Source organism: Ruegeria sp. HKCCD7296 (genome assembly GCF_013110775.1).
Classification (GTDB): Bacteria; Pseudomonadota; Alphaproteobacteria; order Rhodobacterales; family Rhodobacteraceae; genus Ruegeria.
Window position 1 is genome coordinate 89260 of sequence record NZ_WVRF01000014.1, and the last position, 24818, is coordinate 114077.

Here is a 24818-nt window from a genome sequence, read left to right on the forward strand (position 1 = left end):
ATGCGCTGGTCCCTGCTCATACCGCTCCTGCTCGGCTCGCCCCTTTGGGCGGCGGACTGGGATGTGCCCAACCGGGCGGGGGCCATCAACGAGATACTGGCGCAGGCGGCGGATGGAGACACCCTCCGCCTGAGCCCCGGTGTTTATACTGAAACGTTGGTTCTGGACCGGCCCGTCACCCTTGACGGGCTGGGACAGGCCACCATCGACGGACAAGGCCAAGGCAGCGTTATCACCGTGACCGGGCCGGGCGTGACGGTGCGCGGGCTGACGGTGATCGGCTCAGGCTCGGACCATGACGGGATCGACAGCGGAATCCAGCTGACCAAGACGGCATTCGCACCGGTGGTCGAGGATAATGTCCTGCTAGGCAATCTCTATGGCATCGACATCCACGGTGCGAAAGACAGCATCGTGCGGCGCAACCGGATCGAAGGACGACAAGACCAGCGCATGAACGACCGCGGCAATGGCGTCTATGTCTGGAATGCGCCGGGTGCGCGGGTTGAAGACAACGACATTCGCTATGGCCGCGACGGGATCTTTGTGAATTCGTCGAAGAAGAACACCTTTACCAGCAACCTGTTCCGCGATCTGCGTTTCGCGGTGCATTACATGTACGCGGACAATTCAGTGGTCAGCGACAATGTCTCGATCGGTAACGATCTGGGCTACGCGGTGATGTTTACGACCAATGTGACCGTGGCCAACAATGTCTCGATTGGCGACCGCGAACATGGCGTGATGCTGAACTATGCCAACAAGAGCGTCATCACCGGCAACGTTGTGAAAGGTGCGAAAGAGAAATGCACCTTTCTGTATAACTCGAACAAGAACGAATTCACCGACAACTGGTTCCAGGGGTGCGGCATCGGCATCCATTTTACCGCTGGTAGCGAGCGCAATCGCATCGTTGGAAACGCCTTTGTCGGCAACCGGACACAGGTGAAATACGTCTCGACCAAGTGGGTCGAGTGGTCTGAGGACGGGCGCGGAAATTACTGGTCCGATTTCGCCGCCTTTGATGTGGACGGCAACGGCATTGCCGATGCCCCCTATCGCCCCAATGACTCGATGGACCATGTGCTGTGGACCCAACCCGCAGCCAAACTGCTGCTCGGCTCCCCTGCCGTGCAGCTGGTGCGCTGGTCGCAATCGGCCTTCCCGGCGCTGCTGCCGGGGGGTGTGATGGACAGCAATCCACTGATGCAAGCCCCTGAACCCCCAGCAATGAAAAAGGTGCCTCATGACGGATAAGGCCCTGTCAATCGACCATGTTCTCAAGGACCGAGGCAAAACCCGCGTCCTTGACGACATCACCCTGTCTCTTGCCTCTGGACAGCGCGTTGCGCTGCTGGGCCATAACGGCGCGGGCAAGTCGACGCTGATCAAATCCATCCTCGGCCTGACGCCGATCAACGGTGGAACAATCCGGATCGGAGAGGCAACCCCGGGCAGCGCGCAAGCGCGGCGCGAGACGGCCTACCTTCCCGAGGCAGTGTCGTTCCACCCTGCCCTGACCGGACGCGAGCAACTGACTCTGTTTGCGAAACTGTCCGGCGCAAAAGCTGATGTGCCCGGCCTTCTGGAACGCGTTGGCCTGAGCGACGCGCTGGACCGCCGGATTGGTGCCTATTCGAAAGGCATGCGGCAGCGATTAGGTCTGGCGCAGGTGCTGCTGGGCCAGCCAAAAGTGGCGCTGTTAGATGAGCCGACAAGCGGCTTGGACCCGATTTCCCGGCAGGATCTTTATGCCATCATCGACGAGCTGGCTGCGCAAGGCACCGCCGTACTGATCGCATCCCACGCGCTCACCGAGGTCGAGGCTCGCACCGATCTGATCGCTATCATGCGCAAGGGTCAGATGGTCGCCGACGACACGCTGAACAATCTGTCGGCTTTGGCCGGTCTACCGATCCGCTTGAAAGTACGCGCCAGCGTCAATGCTGATGCCTTGGCCGCCGAATTGGGCGGCAGCCGCATCAACGGCGCGTCGGTGGAACTACTCTGTAGCCCAGCCGACAAGATGGAAGCCCTGCGCCGCATCGCTGGCATGGGCGACGCGGTGGCGGATGTCGAGATGACACCGCCGAAACTGGAAGACCTCTATCGCCATTACGCACAGGAGGAATTGAAATGACCCGCTTCCTCGCCGTCACCCGCACCGAAATGCTGATCCTGAGCCGCAACCGCTGGCTGCTGGTTGCGACATTGATCATGGTGCTGTTCGCTTTAGCCCTTACATTTGCGGGCAGCGCACCAACCGGCACACTGGGCGTGGACATGCTGACCGTCTCGGTCGCGTCGATGACCACCTTGTCGGTCTATCTTGCGCCCTTGCTGGCCCTAATGATCTCGTTCGACGCGATTGCAGGCGACTTGGATCGGGGCAGCCTGTCGCTGCTGTTGTCCTACCCGGCGGGTCGCGGGGAAATCCTGTTGGGTAAGTTCACCGCCCATCTGGCGGCGCTGGCCTTTGCCATGGCCGTCGGCTTCGGCACCGCAGGCGCGGTGGCCGCGTTCTTTGGCGGCGCAGGGCCCGAAAGCCTAATGGCACTGGCGCGCCTCATCCTCACTTCGATCCTGTTGGGCGCCGTGTTTTTGGCGCTGGGATACCTTCTGTCTGCCCTGGCAAAGGGGGCCACGGCGGCGGCGGGTTTGTCGGCCGGGCTCTGGCTGGTTTTTGTCGTCCTCTATGATCTGGGCCTGTTGGGGGCCGTCGTCATGGACAAGGGCGGCACCTTCACCCAATCCGTCTTTCCATGGGTGATGGTGGCCAACCCGGCCGACGCATTCCGACTGTGGAACATCGCCGCGACCGAAGGCGTGGCCATGGCATCCGGCATGACCGGGGCTGCGCAAGCCCTTCCCGTCTGGGCCGCGCCTGCGTCTCTGCTGATCTGGCCCGTGTTGGCCTTCGCCCTCGCCCGGCTTGCATTCCGGAGGGTTGAACCATGAAACGTCTCGCGCTGATCGCGCTGGTCGCGCTGGCGGCTTGCAAGGAAGAGGTCGCCGAAGCCCCCGATCCGGTCGATCTGACCCCAGATGCGCTGAGTTTCTTCTGCCAGATGAACATCGCCGAGCATGGCGGACCCAAGGGACAGATTCACCTGGAAGGCTACCCAGCCCCACTGTTCTTTGCGCAAGTGCGGGACATGGTGGCATATCTCAAAAGTCCGGAACGTGACGCGAAAATCACGGCCGTTTATGTCAGCGATATGGGAATTGCGCCAAGTTGGCGCCAGCCGGGGATATCCAACTGGATCGCCGCAAATGACGCGACCTTTGTCGTCGGCGGCAATGTGGCCGGGGGCATGGGCGCGCGCGAGGTGGTGCCGTTTGCCAATCCCACTGACGCTCAGACATTTGTTGACACTTACGGCGGGACGGCGATGCCCCTTCCAGACATCCCCGATGCAGAAGTGCTCGGCCCTGTTGATCTTGATCTGTCGTTGGAGACCCCTGTATGACCGCCCTATCCCGCCGTCGATTTCTGTTTATCTCAGCCGCGTGCGCGGCGGCGAACCCGGCATGGGCCTCGGACGCGCGATGGAATGGAACGGCGTTGGGTGCTGCTGCAAGTTTGCGGCTGGTTGGTTTGTCGAACACGGATGCCGCACCGATCATTGCTGCTGTTGAAGCGGAAATTTCCCGACTGGAAGACATCTTTAGCTTGTACCGCCCAGACTCGCAGCTGAGCCGGTTGAACCGGGACGGTGTACTTACTGCTCCGGCTCAGGAATTGTTGAATGTGTTGAGCTTGTGCACAGCCCTGCACCAAGCTTCGAAAGGTGCGTTCGATCCAAGTATTCAACCGATGTGGTTGGGTTTGGCGAACGGGGCTCGCCCCAAAGACTTGATTGAGGCTCAACGCCTGGTTGGTTGGGAAAAAGTGTCTTTTGACGCGTCTAATGTGCGCCTTCCGGATCCGGGCCAATCGGCCTTGACGTTGAACGGCATCGCGCAGGGTGCCATCACCGATCGCATCGCTGCTCTGCTACGCGACTTTGGCTTGCGAGATGTTCTGGTAAACATGGGAGAGGTCGCCGCTTTGGGCACGCGAAGCGATGGAACGCCTTGGAAAGTTGGGTTGGCCAAACCGGATCAAAGGGTGTTGAAACGCATTGCGTTGCGGAACCGCGCCGTTGCTACGTCGTCATCCTTGGGCACACAGCTAGGTCACGGGCTTGGACATATCCTCACCTCTGCAGGGCCAGTGCGCCGCAACAGAACAGTTTCGGTTTCAGCACCGAACGCAAGCCTAGCAGATGGGCTTTCAACCGCCATATGCGCCGCCCCAGACAGTCACGCAGAGGAAATTGTTCAACGGTTTCCCGGCACCCGGATTGAATTGAACGCCTAAGAAAGCCGCCAAAGTGTCAAAGTGATCAATAAAATTTCTGAACGAATATGACTTGGATCAAGTCAGATTCGCGACTTGGCGGTTATCAAAACAAACACGCGAACAAAAAATGTCCACATTCGAGTCACCAGCCATGAGCCAGATGACGAGTAGACGCGCTTTTCTCAGCGCGCGCATACTTAGGGAAGATCGCGATGCGATCCGCCCGCCGGGCGCGGCCGTTTCGGACTTTGCAGATCTGTGCACACGCTGCGAGGATTGCGCCTCGGCTTGCCCCGAAAACGTCATCACATTCGATGACGGTGGTTTTCCCACTCTCGACTTTTCCGCAGATGGTTGCACCCTATGTGGAGACTGCGCCCAAGCGTGCCCAACACTTGCGCTGTTGCCCGAACGTGTGGCCCAATGGCCGTGGCGTGCACAAGTTGATGCGGCAAGCTGCCTGTCAATGAACGGGGTCAGCTGCCGCGTATGCCAGGACAATTGCGAGCAAGACGCCATCCGCTTTCGTCTGCAACTGGGCGGACGGGCGGAGCCTGCGCTTGATACCGAAGTCTGTATCGGTTGCGGAAGCTGCTCTGCTGCCTGCCCCGCCGGGGCCATCTCGATGCACCGCCCCACCCCACAACACCCGGAGGTGACCTAATGAATATCTGTGGCTGTCTCGTCCACATCGCCCCAGATCACACCGACGCCGCGCGTGCGGCAATGACTGGAACCCAAGGCGTCGAGCTTCATGCCGAAGCCGAGGATGGCCGGTTTGTAGTGGTTGTCGAGGATACCGCTGAAAAGCTGGCCTCGGACACCATTATGGATCTGCACCAGATCCCCGGCGTGATCTCTTTGTCGCTGACATATCACCATTTCGAAGATCCGGCGGAGACATCTCCGCAATCAAATGCCCAAAGCCAACCGACCAGCAGGAGGCCCATGCAATGACTGTTTCTGAATCCCGTCGTACTTTTCTAAAGGCATCCGCCGCTGCCGCAACGGCCTCGGCCGCTGGCATTCCGATGGCCGCCGGTCAGGCCAATGCGCAGGCCGATGCGCCCGATATTCGCTGGGACAAGGCCGCTTGCCGTTTCTGCGGCACTGGATGCTCGGTTCTGGTTGGCACCAAGGATGGCCGCGTTGTCGCCACACAAGGCGACCCCGACGCACCCGTGAACCGGGGTCTGAACTGCATCAAAGGCTATTTCCTGTCCAAGATCATGTACGGCAAGGATCGCCTGACCACCCCACTGCTGCGCAAAACCAACGGCGAATACGACAAGAACGGTGAATTTGAGCCCGTCAGCTGGGATGAAGCCTTTGATGTCATGGCCGCCAAATGGAAAGAGGCCCTGGCCAAGAAAGGCCCGACCAGCGTCGGCATGTTCGGCTCGGGCCAATGGACCGTCTGGGAAGGTTACGCTGCGGCCAAAATGATGAAAGCAGGCTTCCGGTCAAATAATATCGACCCCAATGCACGCCATTGCATGGCCTCGGCTGTTGTGGGTTTCATGCGTACCTTTGGCATCGACGAGCCGATGGGGTGCTATGACGATCTGGAACACGCCGATACCTTCGTGCTGTGGGGTTCGAACATGGCCGAGATGCACCCGATCCTGTGGTCGCGCCTGACGGATACGCGCCTGACAAAACCGGGATGCGAAGTGCATGTACTGTCGACCTTCGAGCATCGCTCGTTCGAACTGGCCGACAACGGAATGGTGTTCGAACCACAGACAGACCTGGCAATCCTGAATTATATCGCCAACTACATCATCCAGAATGGCGCGGTGAACGAGTATTTCGTGCGTAACCACGTCAATATCACTAAGACCGCAACCGATATCGGTTATGGCCTGCGTGAAACCAATGCGTTGCAGCAGGAAGCCGCGAACCCGAACTCGGGCAAGCTGGAAACCATCAGTTTCGAGGAATACGCCGAGGCTGTCGCACCCTACACGCTGGAGTACACTTCCGAGCTGTCCGGCGTCCCTGCGGATAAGCTGGAAAAACTGGCGCAGCAATATGCAGACCCAACACGCAAGGTCATGAGCCTGTGGACCATGGGCTTCAACCAGCACACACGCGGGTCCTGGGTGAACTCTCTGATGTACAACGTGCACCTGCTGGTGGGTAAGATATCGGAACCCGGCAACTCGCCCTTCTCGCTGACCGGTCAGCCCTCGGCCTGTGGCACCGCGCGTGAGGTCGGCACCTTTGCCCATCGCCTGCCCGCCGACATGGTCGTCGCGAATGATGAGCACAGGGAAATTTGCGAAACCGCTTGGAACATTCCGGCTGGCACCATCCCGCCAAAGCCCGGCTTCCACGCCGTGTTGCAGCACCGCAAACTGAAAGATGGTGAGCTGAACGCTTACTGGGTTCAGTGCAACAACAACATGCAGGCTGCGCCCAACATCAACGAAGAAGGCTATCCCGGTTACCGCAATCCGGAAAACTTCATCACCGTATCTGATCCTTATCCGACAGTTACGGCGGTGTCTGCCGACCTGATCTTGCCCACCGCGATGTGGGTCGAGAAGGAAGGTGCATATGGCAACGCGGAACGCCGCACCCAATTCTGGCGTCAACAAGTCAAGGCGCCGGGCGAAGCGAAATCCGACCTGTGGCAGTTGATGGAGTTTTCGAAACGCTTCACCGTCGAAGAGGTCTGGGGCGAAGAGCTGCTGGCCAAGATGCCCGAACATCGCGGCAAGACCATGTATGACGTGCTGTTCGCCAACGGCAAGGTTGACCAATTCCCGCTGTCCGAAACTGCGGAAGGCTTCGACAACGACGATGCCGAGCATTTCGGTTACTACGTCCAGAAAGGTTTGTTCGAGGAATATGCCGATTTCGGGCGTGGTCATGCGCATGACCTTGCTCCGTTCGACATGTATCATCAGGCACGCGGCATGCGTTGGCCGGTCGTGGATGGCAAGGAAACGCTCTATCGCTTCCGCGAAGGATATGACCCCTACGTGCCCGAAGGCGCGGATGTGAAGTTCTACGGTCACAAAGACGGTAAAGCCAAGATCATCTTTGCGCCGTACGAACCTGCCGCCGAAGTGCCCGATGAGGAGTACGATCTGTGGCTGTCAACGGGCCGCGTTCTGGAGCACTGGCACTCGGGCTCGATGACTCGCCGGGTTCCGGAACTGCACCGCGCTTATCCGTCGGCTGTGGTGTACATGCACCCAGAAGACGCGCGTGATCGCGGCTTGCGGCGCGGGCAAGAGATTGTCCTGTCCACCCGTCGCGGGGAAGTCACCAGCCGAGTGGAGACCCGAGGCCGGAACAAGGTGCCGCGTGGTTTGGTCTTCATGCCCTGGTTCGACGAGCATCAGTTAACCAACAAACTGACGCTGGACGCGACCTGCCCGCTTTCGAAAGAGACCGACTTCAAGAAGTGCGCCTGCAAGGTCGAGCGCGCGTAACCAGCAAGGATTGTACGGGTAATTCCCATGCCTCTTGTCGACACACCCCTTTCGCCGCAACGGCGCCGGTTCCTGCAGGACTCGGCCCGCGCGGCGGGCGGCTGCGTTGTCGCCGGGTCGGTGCTGGCCTATCTGGCCCGCGACGCCCGCGCGCTGCCAGCCGAGGCTTTGCGCCCGCCCGGCGCATTGCCGGAAAAGGAGTTTCTGTCGGCCTGCATCCGCTGCGGTCTGTGTGTGCGGGATTGCCCCTACGACACCCTGAAGCTGGCCGAACTTGGATCGGATGCGGTAGCAACCGGAACGCCGTTTTTCACCGCGCGGGATATTCCCTGCGAAATGTGCGACGACATTCCTTGTGTGACCGCATGTCCAACAGGGGCATTGGACCCCGGGTTGGACAATATCGACGATGCCAAAATGGGCGTCGCGGTGCTGGTCGATCAAGAGAACTGCCTGAACTTCCTCGGCCTGCGTTGCGATGTCTGTTACCGCGTTTGTCCGGTGATTGATGAAGCGATCACGCTCGAGACCGAGCATAATACTCGATCCGGTCATCACGCGCTGTTCATTCCGACCGTCCATTCCGATCGCTGCACTGGCTGCGGCATGTGCGAAAAAAGCTGTGTTCTACCCGAAGCAGCCATCAAGGTTCTGCCTACGCGGCTGGCGCGTGGTAGTTCGGCAGAACACTACCGGAAAGGCTGGGAAGAAAAGGCTGCCAAGGGCGCGCCGGTTGTCGAAGGGATCATTGATTTGCCCGACCGTTTGCCAGGACCTGGCACCGACAACTTGGTTTCTCCGGGCGGGTTTGCCCCCGGATATGAACTACCCGGAGTCGGACAATGAGCGCCCGCACGCATATGCCTGTAGGTCACGAGGCAGTCGAAAGCAAAGGTTGGATCGGCGCACATCGCTATCTGTTATTGCGCCGCGTAAGTCAGCTGTTCTTTCTGGTTCTGTTTCTGCTGGGTCCGTGGTTCGGCATATGGATCGTGGAAGGAAACCTGGCGGGGTCGCTGACGCTGGGCGTGTTGCCCCTGACAGACCCTTTCATCCTGTTGCAAAGCTTCGTTGCGGGTCATTTGCCTGAGGTGACGGCACTGATCGGCGGGCTGATCGTTTTGGCGGTTTATGCGCTGATCGGCGGTCGGGTCTATTGTTCCTGGGTTTGCCCTATCAACCCGGTGACGGATGCCGCGAACTGGCTGCATCGCAAGCTGGATCTGCCCAAAGGTTGGCAGCCCAAGCGCAGTTCGCGCCTGTGGGTTCTGGCAACTGTCTTGCTTGTGTCGGGCCTGAGCGGTGTGATCGCGTGGGAGCTGGTAAATCCGATCACCATGCTCCATCGCGGACTGGTTTTCGGCATGGGTTTTGTTTGGGCCATGATTGCCGCGATCTTTATCTTTGACGTGATTGTCTCACGTCATGGCTGGTGTGGTCATCTGTGTCCAGTCGGTGCGTTCTATGGCCTGATCGGGTCAAAAAGCCTGCTACGTGTAAGCGCCACCAATCGCGCCGCCTGTGACGACTGCATGGATTGCTATGCGGTCTGTCCGGAAAATCAGGTGATCTCACCCGCGCTGAAAGGCAAGTCGGGACACACGCCACTGATCCTGTCACCCGACTGCACAAACTGCGGACGTTGCATCGATGTCTGCGCAGTCGACGTTTTTAACTTTACTCACCGGTTTGACGACCACGTCGTTCAACCTTCCGATCCAGTTGCCGCGCCTGAACCGCGCGCTGCCAGACCTATCTAGGGGAGTGCCAAGATGAAAAGATCAATCGTTACAGGCGGAATTGCCCTTCTACCCGTATTGTTGCTGAGCGGATGGGCCCTCGCGCAATCCGTACAAGTTGAAACCCTGCGAGGCGCGGACGTGGACGAACCGATCCCGCTGGATCAAATCCACAAAAATGTAGAAGGACGGATGCAGCGCAATTATCGCCAGCAGCCGCCGCTGATCCCACACTCGATCGAACAATATCAGATCGATGTGCGCACCAATCAGTGCCTGTCCTGCCATGACTGGTCCAAAGCTGGCGAGAGAAATGCACCGACCCTTTCGATGACCCACTATCTGGACCGCGAAGGCCGCGAGTTGGATCGCATCGCAGGAACCCGGTATTTCTGCAATCAGTGCCACGTTCCGCAAGCGGACGCGCCGCCGCTGGTCGATAACGTGTTCCAGCCCTCAACTGGCAACTGATTCAACTCAAGACTGAAAGGAGCAGCGACATGGCAGACTCCCCCGAAAAACGCGGCTTTTTAGGTCGACTGTGGAACGCGATCTGGACACCGGCGGTAATGTTCAGCTCGGGCTTTCTGATCCTTGCAGGATTTCTGGCCGGTATCCTGTTCTGGGGTGGGTTTCACTGGACCCTGGAATTGACCAATACAGAAGAGTTTTGTGTTTCGTGCCACACCATGGAAACGAATCTGGGCGAATACCGCGAGACGATCCACTACAACAACCATTCCGGTGTGCGTGCGATCTGTTCCGATTGCCACGTTCCGGATGAGTGGAACCACAAGATCAAAGCCAAGATCATGGCCGTGAAAGACGTCTATCACGAGCTTGCCGGAACCATCAGCACGCCCGAGAAATACGAGGATCACCGGCTGGCAATGGCCTCGGCGGTGTGGAAAAAGATGAAAGCGTCCGACAGCCGCGAATGCCGCAACTGTCACAACTTCGACTATATGGACTTTACCATTCAGGAAACCCGCGCCGCGTCGGAACACCAGCGCGCTATCGACACAGGCATGACCTGTATCGATTGCCACCAGGGTATCGCGCACAGCCTGCCGCCGAACTACCTGGAAACATATGAGAATGTGACCGCGGGACTTGAAGGCGAAGTTCTGGAAGAACATGCGACCGCATCTGGCGACGATATCCGTGACTTCCTGAACAACAGCTCGAATTGAAGGGGGAGCGGAGATGCTAGAGATACTGGGAACGATAGGCGGCAACATCCTAAGCCTGCCCGGCATTCTGGGGCTGGCCCTTGGCATGATGACCCGCAAGCTGTGGCTGGGCGCGGCATTGGGTGGCGCAGTCGGTATATTCGAAACGCTGGTGTTTGCTGGCTTTCAATTCGCGCAAGTCGAAGGTTTAGAGCTTGTCATCGCCGTCGTGGTCGGTGTCTGCGCAGGCAGCTTGGGCACGGCCATTCGACTCAAGGGTTCTACGGCCTGACATAGATCCGGTTCCGCCACCCCGGCGGGACCGACACACGCCAACAGACCTTAGGGCTCAATCTGGATTCAATCCAAGGAAGTTAAACAGTTCAGGAAACGGGTAGTCCTGCCTTTCGGCATCCGCCCCAAAAGCAAGAATGCCGGATTGGCGGTCTGCAAATGTGCCGTCTGAAAAGTAGGGCAAGCTTTTGTCGTATCTGGACAACGTTTTCTCCGAAATGCCATGCGTTCTTTTCATGTAGTGCGTCAGACGTTTCTTCGGAAAATTCTCAGCCGCGATTTCATTATGCACATCATCAAGTCCGAAGTGCTTTAGAAAAGCCAAAAGGGACAGGGTATAGATCTCTTCTATTTCGCGGGTCGTGTTGGCCCAGGGTTTGACTGGTCCTGTAAAGTGAACGTAACGGGGGTTCAGCAAAGCTATGATCTTGCCCGGCAGGTATGAGTGCTGCCAATTCCACGATGGCGACAACTCTAGCCAGTTTCCGTCCACAGCAATGTTAAGTGCGCTTTGGTCGGCCAAGGGCAGAGGATCACTCGCACCAGTCAACGCGCCAAGCGCCTTTTCAAAGATGTTTTCCGCAATCAAAGCCCTGCTGTTGACGAACAGCATACCGGCATTGAAGTACTTTTGCTGCGCGCCTGCAGGTAATAAATTGAAGTCTGCGTTTTTCCAGAACCGGCCCTGCGTCCAGCGGGTGTTATCGGCCACGGCCGCAATGGGCTGTTCAAAACCCTGCAACTGCATCAGGTCTGACGGCGACCCCCAACGTTGCACGATGTCATTATCAAGATACAGTACAAATTCGTGCAAATGAGACAGATCGCCTAGTGCTTTTAGCCTGAGCAAAGTCGCCTGGGACACGTAACCATGCGACTTGAATTTTTCGGGCGGGACAATATCGTCCAAACAATAGACGATCCTGAAATATCTTGAAAACAGAGTTTCCAACCGCGGATCTACCTGAGCCGAGACATAAAGGTAATGCTGAATCTCGTTGGTCGTGTCGAGCAAGAATGATCGCACCAACGCATAGGCCGCCTGCCAAATCTGGTTTTCGTCCGTGCACAGCACGACAGCCATTTTTTTGTCGCTGGTCATCCGACACAATCCTGCGGGTCATAACTTGAACGCAAAAATGGGCCGAAAGGTATCGAGAGCGATAGGCTATCAATCATATTGACCAAGTACTTTTTGCATCGCTAGGATTTTGGGTGCGCCGCGTCGCTTGAACTTGTCGGGGAAGACGAAGGCGAACCCGATTTCATCCGCAAGAGCGTTCAGATCGCGCTCGATCTCCTGATCAGAGTGCGCAAACCTACGGGTACGTTGGAAGTCATGGAATAGATCTCCCGTCTTGGGAAAATCCGGGTTCTCAAACGTGCCCGGTTGCCAGTGGAGGTCCTCGATAATGTAAATCCCACCATCCTTGAGTTTTGGCCACATCTCCAAAAGCGCGAATTGCTGATGATGCGAGGCGTGCGAAGCGTCGTCGATGATCACATCAAAGGGCTGTTCAAACTGGGCCGCTGCAGCTTTGATGTTCTCACGCTTTTCCATATCGCATTGGACGAAATCAAACCTAGGCCCCTTGCGCCAAGAAAAGTCCGAGATATCCAGACCCGTGACATGAGCATGTTCGAAATATTCCAGCCACATATCAACCGATGGAACGCGATCCGTTTCACGGTCTGCCCGACGCCCCCGCACCTCGGGGCCACCGCGCAACAACCCCATTTCAAGCAACCGAATAGGCTTGTCCCGAAGCGGGTGAAACAGAAGCTCGTACAGCCGCGTGTAACCATGAGCCAGATCCGTCAGTCCCTTGTCGGTACCGTGTTTTTTGGCCAGCTGGGTGAGATTGGGCATTTTTGGGGCCGCGCTCCGTGAATTCAGACTTGTGATCATACCTACTGCATTGAGCGAGGGCCGGGTATTTGTCAATCAGCGATCCTGTTGGCCTTGAACGCTGTTTGGGTCGAGTACCTCGTAGCGTTCTAATTCAACACGCGGCCTCGTTCTTTGTCATTGGGTTGCTGCAATTCATTTCTTAACCGATTTCAATTGGCAAGCTGAGCAGCAAAAACGAACCTGTGGAACGGGATTCCCCCTTTCCAATATCGCTTTGATACCCTGACTCACTATTCCCAACTGAAGGCAGCAAAGGCGGGTTGAAATTTCAACAGGATTTCTTCAAACAAGATAACTCGTTAACGAAGTTGCCCTTGCGTCAAGCGCCTTCTAAAAAATCCTCTCTATTTTTGCCTATGCAAATACAATATAAACTGTGGGGACTATGAGGGGAAAAATATGGGCGGGATCGCAAGACTATGACGCGGGTCCTTGAGGCAAAACGTATTTCCAAAGTTCTAAATCTGGCCGGTCTGACGGATCATTTATCGATGTTCCGGCAAGAAGGCGTGGACGACCAGCTTTTGGACGATCTGACCGACCCGGAACTGCGCGACCTTGGGTTGAGCGTTGGGGAAAGAAAAAGGTTTCGCAAAGCTCAGGCGGAACTCAAAAGCAAAGACGCGTCAAGCCGAGATGGAGTAAAGTCCGAGGCCGAACGAAGGCAACTGACTCTGGTCTTTTGCGACCTCGTCGGATCCACGCAGCTTGCACAGCGCTATGATCCCGAAGACCTGATGCAGATCATGAATCTGTACTTGGATACAGCCATCGGCACCTTGAAACAGCATGGCTGTCATCTGGCCTATCGTCAGGGCGATGGCATCATGGTGTATTTTGGGTATCCCAAAGCAATGGAAGACGACGCTGAGCGGGCTGTAAGGGCAGTTTTGGAAACCATTGAGGCTGTTCAAAACCTGGACAACAAATTCGGTGAAAAACTTAATCTGCGTGCAGGAATCGCAACCGGAATGGTCGTTGTTGGCATCGTGTCCTCGAAAAGCCTTGGGTCTGAGGAATTTTTGGTTGGCGAGACGGCGAACCTTGCGTCCCGGTTGCAAGGGCTCGCTAAGCCTGGGGAGGTGATCGTCTCATCAGAAACAATGCGGCTGACACAGGGAACGTTCGAATTCGAGCCGCGCGGTAGCCATGATTTGAAAGGGTTCGAAGACCAGCGCAAAGTCTTTTGCGTGCTCAAGGAAACCGTATCTGCCAGTCGATTTGAGGCCCGGACCGGACAATCTGCAGTCAAACTGGTGGCACGGCACGACGACCTGTCGACTTTGACTCAGCTTTGGTCTGCAGCACAGGAAGGGGCCGGCAGAATGGCACTTGTCGGCGGCGCGGCAGGTATAGGCAAGTCGAGACTGATCAAGTCGCTGTCTGAAACGGTCGGGGTCAAACCGCTTACCCTACAATGTACGCCACACCTGACCAGTCTACCTCTACACCCTATAATAAACGAGTTACGACGTGTGTCAGGCGACCAATCCGACGAAAATATCCAGGCTGCGGTAACAGGTTTTGTTCAATCCGCCTCGCGTGTGAACGAAACGGACTTGCCCGTCCTGCTGGATTTGGCAGGTGTCGACTCGGGCGCGCCCGCCGAACCTGATCCGCTGAAAAAGGCGCGGAAATCCATGGATGTGCTTCTGCGCAGCCTTGCCAGCATATGCGACAGGCGCGGCACGTTGCTGTTGGTTATAGAAGATGTTCACTGGGCAGATGCCACCACATTGGATTTTCTGGACACACTTGCTGCCAATCTGGCAGGTTTCCCGGTACTTATGGTTCTGTCACACCGGCCTGAATACGAGCCGCCAGAGCATTACCTGGACAAGGCGGCAACCGTCGATCTGTCACCGCTTGCAAGGACAGAGGCATCCGAGTTGGTACGCCGTGTGGCCGAGCCCTTTAGTCTGCCAGTTATTCTGATCCGTCAGATCATTGAAAAAGCGGATGGGGTTCCTCTGTTCATTGAGGAAATAACAAAGGCGGTTCTGGATCAGCTACCCGCCGACGCGCCGATCAATGCCGAGGTGCTGGATGCGCTGAGCGTTCCATCCACGCTGCAGGATTCGTTGATGTCACGCCTTGACAGAATGGAAAACGCCAAACCTGTTGCGCAGTTGGGATCAGTCATCGGGCGCAGCTTTTCAGCACGCATGATCGACGCGGTCGCCCAGGACAGCATGGATGTCGACAAAGCCTTGCTGGAATTGATGGCGGCCGGTGTACTGTTGGCGACCAGCGACGAAGGGTCCGCCACCTATACGTTCAGCCACGCGCTTGTTCAGGATACCGCCTATAACTCTCTGCTACGCGACGATCGTCAAAAACTGCATCTGAAAATTGGCAAAGCCCTACTTGAAAAGCACAAGGCCTTTGGCAACCCAGCCCCTGACACCATCGCGCATCACTGCGATTTGGGTGGTTTAAAGGACGAAGCTGTCGCCCACTGGTTCACCGCAGGCGAGCAAGCCCTGTCCCGACTCGCGAACTTGCCCGCGATCTCAGCCTTTCGGGCGGCGCTGCGCAATCTCGGGTCCATGCCCGCAACTGCCGAACGTGACGGGTTCGAATTGCGCGTTCAGATGAACATTCTGCCCGCTTACATGGCGATCTATGGCTGGTCTGCTGATCAGGTCGGAGAGACAGCCGCGCGCGCCATGGAGCTTGCCCAGTCTCTGGGTGATGGAGAGACGCTTTTCGCTGCAACCTTCTGCCGTTGGACCAATTTCTTTGTTGGTGGCCAAATGAATCACGCAATGGAGATGGGACAGGCGCTGGATGCGATGGCTGGAATGACCGGGGATCCGGTTGCCAACGTTCTCACCGCCCGCGCGCTGAGCTTCACCCATTACTTCCGTGGTGAGTTCGCCGAATGTGAGCGTCAGCTTGACCGGGCCTTTGCCCTGATATCGCCAGAACTTGATATGGCGATGATGCCGATGACGCAGTCTTCGACCATGGCTTCGCTGTTGGCGATTCAAGGATGCCTGCTATGGCAGCAAGGTAAGTTCGACAAAGCTGAAACTGCGCGTCTTAAGTCCATTGAAGTCAGCAGGGCGCTGAACCACGCGCCCAATCTGGTCTATATCATGGGTGCCTGCTGCATGTTCCTGCCTTACGCTGGTGAGTGGGACAGGATGGACGTAACGATGAAGGAAGCCCGCAAGATCGCAGATGAGGAAGGGTTCCTGTATCTGCACGCCATGCAGGACATCTATATGGGTCTTGCACAGGCCGGGAAAGGCGACCTTGCTGATGTGCCCGAACAGATCGAAGCGCGCATGAACCTGATTTCGAAATCAGGCGGCAACTTCACTTTCCCGCAGAATCAGATCGTATTGTCGGAAATAATGATCGATCATGGTGACCTCGATAGGGCGATGGACCGGCTCGAGGCGGTCTGCGCACCCGGCTGGGAACGCGGAGAAACGCTAAACAAGCCTGAATATCACCGCGTGCGAGCCAAGGCCTTCGCGGCAAGCGGGAAAATAGATGCAGCCAGGGCTGAAGCCGTGCAGGCACTAACGCTGGCGCGCAGCATTGGGGCTATTGTGCAGGAAGATCGGGCCAGACAATTTCTGGACCAACTGACCGAAAAAAAATTGAACAAAACCAAGTGAACCGCCAAATATGGCGGCAAAACCAAGAGGGATTTGACATGACCGATGCATTGGACTGGGGCGACGCCCAGTGGAACGCCGTGAACAAAGCCGTCCATGATGAGGCGCTCCGCGCGCGGGTGGCCGCAAGTTTTCTGCCACTATACGGGCCGCTCCCCGCTGATACACAATCGGTCCCGCTGAACCGGCTTGAACTGGTCGACAACGAAAACGGCACTGCAAAACGCCTTGGTGTCAACGACTTTGACACCACGCGCCTGACCACTGTGTCTGTGAACGTCTATCTGAAAAGCGCGCAGATGGCCGACCCCGAGCTGTCCGCGGCGTTGATCATGTTCCGCCGTGCGGCTGCGATTGTGGCACGGGTCGAAGACGACATCATCTTCAACGGCCAACCGGGCACCGGGCAAGGTCCCAAACCCAACTCTAGCGCGCCCACCTCTTTGCCACCGATCTATACCGTCAGCGGCGGCGGCAAATACGAAGGCTTGCTGGAAGCGGGTGAGACATCTTCTGGTTCGTCGTCAGCAAAGAAGACAACCTACACCGGCACCAAAGTGTTCGAAGCGGTGGTTGCGGGTATCAATGAACTGGAATCGCGCGGGTATCTGGGCCCCTATGCCTGTGTGATGGGCAATGGCCTGTTCCAGGCCGTGACGACGCCGCTGGAAAACTCGATGGTGCTGCCGCGGGACAGCATTCTGCCGTTTCTGGATGGTCCGTTGCTGCGTTCGGGCACCCTGCCCGCGAATAACGCAGCGCTTGTGTCGCTGCAAGGCGCACCTGTTGAAATCGTGGTGCCATCTGAAATCGCGGTCAAGTACTTGCAGACTTCGTCGGAAGGTGAGCATGTCTTCCGTGTGCAACAGAAATTCCGCCTGCGGATAAAGGAAGAACAGGCCATCTGCACCCTCACCTGCTGACCGGAGGCTTGGCTGTGCGCGAGTTTACAGACCGGGGTGTAACCCTGCGCTGGTCAGAAACGATCAGTGCAACCGGTGACAAGCGAGCTTTGATAGAAGCTGGACCATCCGTTTCGCCTCATGACACAATGCGGCTGATCTGTTCACCGGATGGCGGCCCCGAGCGGGCCATTCGCGGCTGGCCTTTGAGCTATGATAAGAAAACCGGGCTTCAGCGCTTTGCGGCAACCCTTCCCTCGGTAGCACAGGACAAGACACTTTGCTGGCGTCCGGTATTGACGTCTGGCGGCCATGAGTATGACCCAGGACCGGACACTGCCCCCAAGACAGCACCGGTGCAAAAGCCAAACCCCGCGCCACAACCACCGGTTTTGGACCATATCGCCAAGTTCGTTGTCCCCTTCGCCAGCGATTTCCACCCTTCGGGCGAGACGCCGGACGGGGTTTGGTTGCATTTCGCCATCAAGGAAGGCGGTACGGTCGAAGGCCCTCATTTGAATGGGGTGATTGAACCGGTTGGAGGCGACTGGATGCGTGTGCGTCCTGACGGCGTGGGGCTTCTCCATGCCAAAGCGCTGATCAAGCCAGCGGACGGCGGCGCTCCGATCCTGTTTGAAGATACCGGCATGTGTGAGTTTGGCCCCGATGGTTATGCCGCACTGTTGAAGGGGAACCTGCCTGCGTCGGCCCCTGTACGGGTGGCGTCGCGCTACCTGACCTCGAACCTGCATTACAGCTGGATGAATCGGGTGCAGGGGTTTGGCATTGGCGAAGCCAGCCTGTCGGACATAACCCTGCGCTTTGACGTCTATTCCGCGAAAGGAACATCAGATGGCTGAAAAGGTTGTCATTCTTGGGGGTGGCGTGGCCGGCATGAGCGCCGCGCACGAACTGATCGAACGCGGTTTCGAGGTTGAGATCCACGAACGCCAAATGATCCCCGGCGGCAAGGCACGCAGTATCCCTGTGATGAAGGGTGAAGGCGATCACGGCTCGAAGGCAAAGCATATCAAAGCGCTGGAGAATTGGGCCGAGATGGACGGGGCCAGCTATCCGCCCGGAGTGAAACGCCCATGGTTGCCAGGCGAGCATGGGTTCCGGTTCTTCCCGAACTTCTATCGACATATTACCGACACGATGGCCCGTACGCCTTATTACGACAAAGGCACGTGCTTTGATAATCTGGTGCCGACCACTCAGGTTCTGGTCAGTCAGTTCGACAAGCCCGGCATCATTGTACCCGAGCGATTTCCTCGCACCCTCAAAGACGTGGCGGATGCGTTCAAGACAATTGCCTTCGCGCTCTCGCCAAGGGACCAGATAGCATATGAGGATGTCGAGCATTTCGTTGCCTGCATGTGGCGGATAGCGACGTCCTGCAAGGAACGCCGGTTCGACGAATATGAACGGATCGGATGGTGGGATTTCATCGGGGCGGAAGACCGTTCGGAAGCGTATCAGAAATTTCTTGCCATCGGCCTGACACGGTCTCTGGTGGCCGCTAAAGCCACGACTGCCAGCACCAAGACCGTTGGCGACATTGCCGTGCAGCTGCAGTTGGGCATTGCCACGCCTGAGCCGCATTGCAACAGGTTGCTGAACGGACCGACCAACTTAGTATGGATTCAGCCCTGGCTGGATTACCTCAAAAGCAAGGGGGTCGTTTACAACTTCGAGTCCAAGGTAACAGGCATCGAATGCCAAAACGGGCGGATCACCGGTGCGACGGTTGAACAGGATGGCAGAGAACAGAACGTAACAGGCGACTGGTTCATCAGTGCCATGCCGATCGAGCGCATCGCGCCACTTCTCACGCCCGAGATGATGGCAGCCGATCCGGCGCTTGCCAAACTGCCACTGCTAGCAAACGACGTTCAGTGGATGAACGGTATTCAGTTCTATCTGACCAAAGAGGTCACACTTACAAACGGGCATGTGATCTTCATCGATAGCCCGTGGGCTCTGACCGCCGTGTCGCAAAAACAGTTTTGGCCGGGGATCAACTTTGACAACTGGGCTGAAGGCAAAACCAAAGGCCTGCTTTCAATTGATATTTCGGAATGGGACAAGCCGGGCTTGAACGGAAAGACCGCGCGCAATTGCACCCGGGAAGAGATTGCAAAAGAAGTTTGGGAGCAGCTCAAACGCAGTCTCAACGTGGATGGCGAGACTCTGCTGCGGGATGAGGATATGCACTACTGGTTCCTTGATCCCGACATCGTGCAGGACCCCGAAGATCCCAAACGCCAAAGCAATGTGGAACCTCTGCTTGTCAACCGCATCAACAGTTGGCGATTGCGGCCAGATGCGGCCACGCTGATCCCGAATTTCTTTCTGGCATCCGACTATGTGCGCACCTTTACTGACCTTGCCACAATGGAAGGGGCGAATGAGGCCGCGCGCCGGGCAGTCAACGCGATCCTGCAACGCAGCGGATCGGATGCCGAGCCCTGCCAGATCTGGGACCTGCACGAGCCTGATATCCTGAAACCGCTGCGCGCCTATGACTACGCGCGTTATCAAGCGGGTCTGCCGTGGGACAACAGGTTTGCTGTCGCGGTCGAAGCTGCACTGAAAATGGGCCAAGACACCGCAGGGATTGATCGCGGTGGTGACGGGCCATTGGCAGCCATCGGTGAACCGGCTGCAGAGTATTCAAAACCCGGCGGTATCATCGAAGACCCGGCCATTGCCGAAGCGCTGCGCATGATTTGCCCGCCAAAAGAACTGTTTGATCTGATGGCCAGCTATGAACCAACGGCAGATCTTCCGATACCCGGAGATGAGGTTGCCGAAGATGTGGCCTATGATCTGGGCCGGGACAGCGGTCAGTCTGATGTGCTGTCCAGAGCCCTGCCGATAACGGATGCACCCTTTGCCTCTGCTGGAACCGGGTTTGCCCCCGCCAGCGCGCAGAGCAGCAAACCTCGCGTGATCATCACGCAGAAGGGTTAACCTTTGAAACCCGGAACCGCGCATCTGGACCCTGCGGCACAGCAGGAGTTTCTGAAACAGCTGACCTCTTACGGGGATCGCGCGCGCGAAACTCTGTTGGGGCTTTTGCCAACGGGTGAACCCCAGGCTTACCTGTATGGTCCGATACGGGATTACATCGAAACATCAGGCAAAGGACTACGGCCCGCGCTATTGCTGGCCACATGCGAAGCCTTTGGCGGCAACACCGAGGAAGCACGAGTGTCCGCAGCTGTGCTGGAGCTTTTGCACAATGCCTTTCTGATCCACGATGATATCGAAGACCAAAGCGATTTCAGGCGTGGGCGTGCATGTATGCACCAGCGGCTTGGGATCCCTTTGGCCATAAATACAGGCGACGGGATGCAGGCGCTGGCCCTGCGGCTGTTGCGGCAAAATCTGGGGTCGCTTGGACTGGAAACCGGGATGCGTGTCGTGGACGAGTTCGACCATCTGCTACAGCAGTCCATCGAAGGTCAGGCGTTGGAGCTGGGTTGGATACGGGACAATCGGCTAAACGTGGGCGCCTCGGACTATCTGCGGATGTGTCTCAAAAAGACCTGCTGGTACAGTTTCATTCACCCCATGCGGATCGGCGCATTGATTGCACGGCCGCAGGATGTCGCCTCGGGCACACTGAATTTGGATGACTTCAACGCGTTCGGTTTCTTTCTGGGCGCGGCGTTTCAAATTCAGGATGACGTTCTCAACCTTGTTGGTTCGCAAGATAAATACGGCAAGGAAATTGGCGGCGACATCTATGAGGGCAAGCGTACGCTGATGTTGGGGCAACTTGGTCTGCACGCAGATGAGCCGGAACAGAAGCGATTGGCCGAACTGCTATCAAACCCGCGCGAAAATCGCTCAAGTCAAGATGTTGAATGGGTGCTTGAGCGTATGGATCACTATGGCAGCATCCGATTTGCGCAAGATGCGGCCAACGATCTTCTTGCTTCCGCCCGTCAGGAATTTGCGCAGGTATTTGCAGGCACCCAAGACACCCCGCGTGCATTTCTCGCGCAGTTCATGGATTACCTCGTGACCCGTCAGGTCTGAGCACCTGCAACCTCAAACACCACAACGATCGAAGTCTGCTCGGTCCCGGTGCAGGCGATCCGACCATGATAAGCGCCCGGTTCCGTCAGGTCCGGTACAGTGACAACTACCGCTACATCTGTGGCCTCACCTGCGGCCAATCGAATCTGGGGCGGAATAACGTTGACGCGGTTCGCAGGCAGAATATCCCCATTCGGATTGGTCAGATCACCAGGTTCGAACTGCATTTCAACCGGCTCGTCACCTTCAGCCGCAGCAAAGGACAACAAGATTGTGGCCGTACCGCCGGGATGGCAGATCTTGCGACAGGTAAAAGGCCCTTTGAGGTGTTTTTGGTTGCCGCGCTCTGTCTCAAGCACGCGGCGCGCGATATCCGAAATCGGTTGCGTGTCCGGCTGCGATGCAACAGAGCTAATTACGCGCGACGGGTTTTCGTAGGGTTTACGCTCGAAATAAGGCATAACTTAATGTGCACCCGCAGCGTGGATCAGTAAATGGCAAATTCACCTACTGATCGCCGGGTTTGTTTATTTCCCTTTCCACACCGGATCACGTTTTTCGGCAAAGGCGCGGGCACCTTCCAGTTGATCTTCACTGGCATAGAGTACGTCCACAGTGCGCAGCTGACGTTTGGTGATATGGTTCATCGCATCCTGGAACTTGGAATCTTCCGCATCGCGCACGATCTCTTTGATTGCGGCGTAAACCAGGGGCGGTCCCGACGCCAACAAACGCGCCAGTTCCGACGCGCGGTCCATAAGTTGATCTGCGGTGACAATCTCATTCACCAAACCCCAGCGATTAGCTTCTTCAGCATCGAACCAGCGCCCGGTCAAAAGCAGTTCCATGGCGATGTGATAGGGAATGCGTTTTGGCAGCTTGACACTGGCTGCATCAGCCACAGTGCCTGATCGGATTTCCGGCAAAGCAAAAGTGGCGTGATCAGCGGCAAGGATCATGTCCGCTGACAGGGCCAGCTCTAGCCCGCCCCCGCACGCGATGCCGTTTACGGCTGCGATCACAGGCTTGTTCAGGTCGCGCAGCTCTTGCAGACCTCCAAACCCGCCAACGCCATAATCTCCGTCCACCGCGTCACCATCAGCAGCAGCTTTCAGATCCCAGCCGGGGCAAAAGAATTTCTCGCCCGCGCCGGTCAGAATGGCCACGCGCAGGTCCGGGTCATCGCGGAACTCGGCAAAAACCTCACCCATTCTGCGGCTGGTGGCCAGATCGATGGCATTGGCCTTGGGTCGGTCTAGCGTCACTTCAAGGATCGTTCCATCACGTCGGGTTTTGATCGGGTCCAATTCTCAGGCCTTTCTTATCAAAGCATCCACAGCAACCGCCTTTTCAGGCGTGCACAGAAGCGGGTTAATTTCGACCTCGCCAAGCGCGTCGGCATTTTGCGTGACATAGGCCTGTACGGCCTGGACTGCGGCAATGATCGCATCCATATCAGCCGCAGGTTGACCGCGATAGCCTTCTAGCAAGGGTGCTATCTTCAATGTGCCAAGGGCGCTGCGGATCTCCGCAGGAGAGCTGGGCACCAACAACGAAACCGTATCGCGCAGCAGTTCGGTCAACACGCCCCCTGCCCCCAATGTCAGCACAAATCCATGCGCTGGGTCCCGAAAGACGCCAATTAAAAGTTCGGCGACAGTGCCGGTGATCATCTCTTCTATCAGAATGATTTCCGTGCCGATTTCAGCGGCAACAGCGGCAACATCTTCCGCCTGAATGCCCAACCGAACGGCGGCGTGTTCTGATTTGTGAGCAAGCCCCACGCCTTTTACAGCAAAGGGGCCGTTCATGTCCTGAGCCGCCGCGCGGGCCTCTTCCCTACCTCTGACCGAACGGTTTTGCGGGATACGTAAACCAAACTTGGCCAGCGCCTGTTTCGACTCACCTTCGGTCAGGGTTCGGGACACCTCGGCACAGCCCGGCAGCAAAACAGGCTGTACACAAGGCGCACAGATCTGACCCGCTGCGCGTGTTGCGGCCAGCGCTTCGCGCAAGCCCATAAATGGCACCACTCCGCCAGCCATCAAGTCTTGCGCGACATCCTCCGGCAGCAGTTCTGGCAATGTAGCGACAACAGCAAAACGCGCTCCAGTGTCAGCGCGCACCTTCAAAGCCGCTCGGGTCGCGCTGGCCCAGTCAGTTGGATCGGTGGTCGGGTAGTCGACAATAGAAAACGTCAAATCGATATCCGCGCCAGTCATACCTGACCATGCCCGGGCCATCGCCTCTTCATCGCGCCAGATATAGGTGTGATAGTCCAGCGGGTTATTCAACGCGACCATCGGACCGAGCGCGTCTCGCAAGCGAACCTTTTTATCATCGCTTAACATTGGGAAAGTCAGGTCAGTGCCAACCGTCATGTCTGCAATCAGGCTTGCTTCCCCGCCGGAACAGCTGATCGAAGCGATACGGCCGCCGGGAAGCGGCCCGTAGCAATGCAGAAGTTTGAGCGTTTCGAGGAAATCCGGAAGCGCAGTCAGGCGCGGGATGCCAAGCCGGTCCAACAGCGCCTGCGCGCCTGCATCACTGCCCGCCAAAGATGCCGTATGAGAGACAGTCGCTGCCTGCGCCTGTTCCGATGCACCGACCTTGAGGGCAACAAGCGGGATGCCCTTTTCATGCCCCTTGACGGCCAGCGCCTCCCACTCGCGGATGTCCTTGAAGCCTTCGATATGCAGGCCCACGGCTGTCACGCGTGGATCATCTAGCAGGGCCGCAGCAATCTGCGCCTGGCTGGTCTGAGCCATATTTCCGCAGGCCACCATATAGGCAATCGGCAAACCGCGTTTCTGCATGGTCAGATTGATCGAGATGTTCGAACTTTGCGTCAGGATCGCCACGCCTTTGTCCACCGGCGTCGCCCCGTGCTGGTCAGGCCACAGCAGGGCTCCGTCTAGCGCGTTGATGTAGCCATAGCAGTTAGGGCCAAGAATGGGCATTTCACCGGCTGCGGCGATCAGCTGCGCCTGCAAGTCCCCGCCGCTATCATCTTCAGCGACGGCTTCGGAAAAACCCGAGGCGAAGCAGACCGCCCCGCCCGCGCCCATGCTGGAGAGGACCTGAACCGCCTCAATCGTGGCGTGGCGGTTGATGCCAATGAACACCGCATCCGGGGCTTCAGGCAGGTCTTCGATGTGGCCATAAACCTTGTGTCCCGCGATCTCGTTGGCTTTGGGATGCACTGGCCAAATCTGCCCGGCATAGCCCATACGTTCGGATTGCAGAATGACCTGCTGGCACCAGGCACCACCGCCAATGACAGCGATGGTTTTGGGGCGCAGCAGCCGAGTTAGGTCTTTGTTCAT

At 57.3% G+C, this 24818-nt stretch carries 23 protein-coding genes; 18 read left to right on the top strand and 5 right to left on the bottom strand.

Annotation, left to right across the window (positions count from 1 at the left end; all coding sequences use genetic code 11):
- The 13 genes from GS632_RS17120 (at position 1) to GS632_RS17180 (ending at position 10994) form a co-directional block, all read left to right on the top strand.
- Positions 1-1257 carry a nitrous oxide reductase family maturation protein NosD gene (locus GS632_RS17120; RefSeq protein WP_171177183.1) on the top strand — a complete coding sequence of 419 codons (1257 nt, stop codon included), beginning with the start codon at positions 1-3 and terminating at the stop codon, positions 1255-1257.
- On the top strand, positions 1247-2140 hold the full coding sequence (locus GS632_RS17125) for an ABC transporter ATP-binding protein (RefSeq protein WP_171177185.1): 894 nt from the start codon (positions 1247-1249) through the stop codon (positions 2138-2140). The genes GS632_RS17120 and GS632_RS17125 overlap by 11 nt, the downstream gene beginning before the upstream one ends.
- A complete protein-coding gene (locus GS632_RS17130) occupies positions 2137-2958 on the top strand; it encodes an ABC transporter permease (protein WP_171177187.1) in 822 nt (273 codons plus the stop codon). The genes GS632_RS17125 and GS632_RS17130 overlap by 4 nt, the downstream gene beginning before the upstream one ends.
- On the top strand, positions 2955-3470 hold the full coding sequence (locus GS632_RS17135; protein WP_171177189.1) for a nitrous oxide reductase accessory protein NosL: 516 nt from the start codon (positions 2955-2957) through the stop codon (positions 3468-3470). The genes GS632_RS17130 and GS632_RS17135 overlap by 4 nt, the downstream gene beginning before the upstream one ends.
- Positions 3467-4363 carry an FAD:protein FMN transferase gene (locus GS632_RS17140; protein ID WP_171177192.1) on the top strand — a complete coding sequence of 299 codons (897 nt, stop codon included), beginning with the start codon at positions 3467-3469 and terminating at the stop codon, positions 4361-4363. Before GS632_RS17135 ends, GS632_RS17140 begins: the two co-directional genes overlap by 4 nt.
- Before the next feature lie 109 nt (positions 4364-4472).
- Positions 4473-5009 carry a ferredoxin-type protein NapF gene (napF, locus tag GS632_RS17145; protein ID WP_245224427.1) on the top strand — a complete coding sequence of 179 codons (537 nt, stop codon included), beginning with the start codon at positions 4473-4475 and terminating at the stop codon, positions 5007-5009.
- The gene (locus tag GS632_RS17150) at positions 5009-5302 is read left to right on the top strand and encodes a chaperone NapD (protein ID WP_171177194.1); all 294 of its coding nucleotides are present in this window, start codon (positions 5009-5011) and stop codon (positions 5300-5302) included. The genes napF and GS632_RS17150 overlap by 1 nt, the downstream gene beginning before the upstream one ends.
- Complete coding sequence (napA, locus tag GS632_RS17155; protein ID WP_171177196.1) at positions 5299-7791, top strand: nitrate reductase catalytic subunit NapA; 2493 nt, start codon at positions 5299-5301, stop codon at positions 7789-7791. The genes GS632_RS17150 and napA overlap by 4 nt, the downstream gene beginning before the upstream one ends.
- Before the next feature lie 27 nt (positions 7792-7818).
- Entirely contained in the window at positions 7819-8637 is an 819-nt protein-coding gene (gene napG, locus GS632_RS17160) for a ferredoxin-type protein NapG (protein WP_171238281.1), read from the top strand.
- Positions 8634-9551, top strand: a complete 918-nt coding sequence (napH, locus tag GS632_RS17165) for a quinol dehydrogenase ferredoxin subunit NapH (protein ID WP_171177200.1) — start codon at positions 8634-8636, stop codon at positions 9549-9551. Before napG ends, napH begins: the two co-directional genes overlap by 4 nt.
- Before the next feature lie 12 nt (positions 9552-9563).
- Positions 9564-10001: a nitrate reductase cytochrome c-type subunit gene (locus GS632_RS17170; protein WP_171177202.1), complete on the top strand. Its 438-nt coding sequence runs from the start codon at positions 9564-9566 to the stop codon at positions 9999-10001.
- A 29-nt stretch (positions 10002-10030) separates the two neighbouring features.
- Positions 10031-10723 (top strand): NapC/NirT family cytochrome c, encoded by a 693-nt coding sequence (locus GS632_RS17175; RefSeq protein ID WP_171177204.1) that lies wholly within the window; start codon positions 10031-10033, stop codon positions 10721-10723.
- A 13-nt stretch (positions 10724-10736) separates the two neighbouring features.
- On the top strand, positions 10737-10994 hold the full coding sequence (locus GS632_RS17180) for a hypothetical protein (RefSeq protein ID WP_171177206.1): 258 nt from the start codon (positions 10737-10739) through the stop codon (positions 10992-10994).
- Positions 10995-11051: 57 nt separating this feature from the next.
- Here GS632_RS17180 and GS632_RS17185 read toward each other — a convergent pair whose 3' ends face one another.
- Positions 11052-12098, bottom strand: a complete 1047-nt coding sequence (locus tag GS632_RS17185; RefSeq protein WP_171722230.1) for a glycosyltransferase — start codon at positions 12096-12098, stop codon at positions 11052-11054.
- A gap of 69 nt (positions 12099-12167) precedes the next feature.
- Positions 12168-12866 carry a class I SAM-dependent methyltransferase gene (locus GS632_RS17190; RefSeq protein ID WP_171177210.1) on the bottom strand — a complete coding sequence of 233 codons (699 nt, stop codon included), beginning with the start codon at positions 12864-12866 and terminating at the stop codon, positions 12168-12170.
- Positions 12867-13327: 461 nt separating this feature from the next.
- Here GS632_RS17190 and GS632_RS17195 point away from each other — a divergent pair, with 461 nt between their 5' ends.
- The 5 genes from GS632_RS17195 to GS632_RS17215 are packed head-to-tail and all read left to right on the top strand — an operon-like array spanning position 13328 to position 21492.
- On the top strand, positions 13328-16540 hold the full coding sequence (locus tag GS632_RS17195; protein ID WP_171238280.1) for an adenylate/guanylate cyclase domain-containing protein: 3213 nt from the start codon (positions 13328-13330) through the stop codon (positions 16538-16540).
- Between the two features lie 38 nt (positions 16541-16578).
- Complete coding sequence (locus GS632_RS17200) at positions 16579-17463, top strand: encapsulin (protein ID WP_171177214.1); 885 nt, start codon at positions 16579-16581, stop codon at positions 17461-17463.
- A gap of 14 nt (positions 17464-17477) precedes the next feature.
- Positions 17478-18302, top strand: a complete 825-nt coding sequence (locus GS632_RS17205) for a DUF3237 domain-containing protein (protein WP_171177216.1) — start codon at positions 17478-17480, stop codon at positions 18300-18302.
- Entirely contained in the window at positions 18295-20418 is a 2124-nt protein-coding gene (locus GS632_RS17210; RefSeq protein WP_171177218.1) for an FAD-dependent oxidoreductase, read from the top strand. The genes GS632_RS17205 and GS632_RS17210 overlap by 8 nt, the downstream gene beginning before the upstream one ends.
- A gap of 3 nt (positions 20419-20421) precedes the next feature.
- A complete protein-coding gene (locus GS632_RS17215) occupies positions 20422-21492 on the top strand; it encodes a polyprenyl synthetase family protein (protein ID WP_216601835.1) in 1071 nt (356 codons plus the stop codon).
- Here the strand turns inward: GS632_RS17215 and GS632_RS17220 are convergent.
- The 3 genes from GS632_RS17220 to GS632_RS17230 all read right to left on the bottom strand — a co-directional run bounded on the left by GS632_RS17220 (position 21483) and on the right by GS632_RS17230 (position 24818).
- A complete protein-coding gene (locus tag GS632_RS17220) occupies positions 21483-21953 on the bottom strand; it encodes a hypothetical protein (RefSeq protein WP_171177220.1) in 471 nt (156 codons plus the stop codon). The genes GS632_RS17215 and GS632_RS17220 overlap by 10 nt on opposite strands.
- A 66-nt stretch (positions 21954-22019) precedes the next feature.
- On the bottom strand, positions 22020-22799 hold the full coding sequence (locus tag GS632_RS17225; RefSeq protein ID WP_171177222.1) for a carnitinyl-CoA dehydratase: 780 nt from the start codon (positions 22797-22799) through the stop codon (positions 22020-22022).
- Positions 22800-22802: 3 nt separating this feature from the next.
- Entirely contained in the window at positions 22803-24818 is a 2016-nt protein-coding gene (locus GS632_RS17230; protein ID WP_171177224.1) for an acetate--CoA ligase family protein, read from the bottom strand.

What these genes read in the sequence shown, in the direction of transcription:
- GS632_RS17190 (WP_171177210.1), bottom strand. Translation starts at nt 12,866, where the DNA reads ATGCCCAATCTCACCCAGCTGGCCAAAAAACACGGTACCGACAAGGGA.
- GS632_RS17170 (WP_171177202.1), top strand. Translation starts at nt 9,564, where the DNA reads ATGAAAAGATCAATCGTTACAGGCGGAATTGCCCTTCTACCCGTATTG.
- GS632_RS17135 (WP_171177189.1), top strand. Translation starts at nt 2,955, where the DNA reads ATGAAACGTCTCGCGCTGATCGCGCTGGTCGCGCTGGCGGCTTGCAAG.
- GS632_RS17195 (WP_171238280.1), top strand. Translation starts at nt 13,328, where the DNA reads ATGACGCGGGTCCTTGAGGCAAAACGTATTTCCAAAGTTCTAAATCTG.
- GS632_RS17120 (WP_171177183.1), top strand. Translation starts at nt 1, where the DNA reads ATGCGCTGGTCCCTGCTCATACCGCTCCTGCTCGGCTCGCCCCTTTGG.
- GS632_RS17150 (WP_171177194.1), top strand. Translation starts at nt 5,009, where the DNA reads ATGAATATCTGTGGCTGTCTCGTCCACATCGCCCCAGATCACACCGAC.
- GS632_RS17185 (WP_171722230.1), bottom strand. Translation starts at nt 12,098, where the DNA reads ATGACCAGCGACAAAAAAATGGCTGTCGTGCTGTGCACGGACGAAAAC.
- GS632_RS17130 (WP_171177187.1), top strand. Translation starts at nt 2,137, where the DNA reads ATGACCCGCTTCCTCGCCGTCACCCGCACCGAAATGCTGATCCTGAGC.
- napF (WP_245224427.1), top strand. Translation starts at nt 4,473, where the DNA reads ATGTCCACATTCGAGTCACCAGCCATGAGCCAGATGACGAGTAGACGC.
- GS632_RS17220 (WP_171177220.1), bottom strand. Translation starts at nt 21,953, where the DNA reads ATGCCTTATTTCGAGCGTAAACCCTACGAAAACCCGTCGCGCGTAATT.
- GS632_RS17175 (WP_171177204.1), top strand. Translation starts at nt 10,031, where the DNA reads ATGGCAGACTCCCCCGAAAAACGCGGCTTTTTAGGTCGACTGTGGAAC.
- GS632_RS17230 (WP_171177224.1), bottom strand. Translation starts at nt 24,818, where the DNA reads ATGAACAAAGACCTAACTCGGCTGCTGCGCCCCAAAACCATCGCTGTC.
- GS632_RS17200 (WP_171177214.1), top strand. Translation starts at nt 16,579, where the DNA reads ATGACCGATGCATTGGACTGGGGCGACGCCCAGTGGAACGCCGTGAAC.
- GS632_RS17210 (WP_171177218.1), top strand. Translation starts at nt 18,295, where the DNA reads ATGGCTGAAAAGGTTGTCATTCTTGGGGGTGGCGTGGCCGGCATGAGC.
- napH (WP_171177200.1), top strand. Translation starts at nt 8,634, where the DNA reads ATGAGCGCCCGCACGCATATGCCTGTAGGTCACGAGGCAGTCGAAAGC.
- GS632_RS17180 (WP_171177206.1), top strand. Translation starts at nt 10,737, where the DNA reads ATGCTAGAGATACTGGGAACGATAGGCGGCAACATCCTAAGCCTGCCC.
- GS632_RS17140 (WP_171177192.1), top strand. Translation starts at nt 3,467, where the DNA reads ATGACCGCCCTATCCCGCCGTCGATTTCTGTTTATCTCAGCCGCGTGC.
- napA (WP_171177196.1), top strand. Translation starts at nt 5,299, where the DNA reads ATGACTGTTTCTGAATCCCGTCGTACTTTTCTAAAGGCATCCGCCGCT.
- napG (WP_171238281.1), top strand. Translation starts at nt 7,819, where the DNA reads ATGCCTCTTGTCGACACACCCCTTTCGCCGCAACGGCGCCGGTTCCTG.
- GS632_RS17125 (WP_171177185.1), top strand. Translation starts at nt 1,247, where the DNA reads ATGACGGATAAGGCCCTGTCAATCGACCATGTTCTCAAGGACCGAGGC.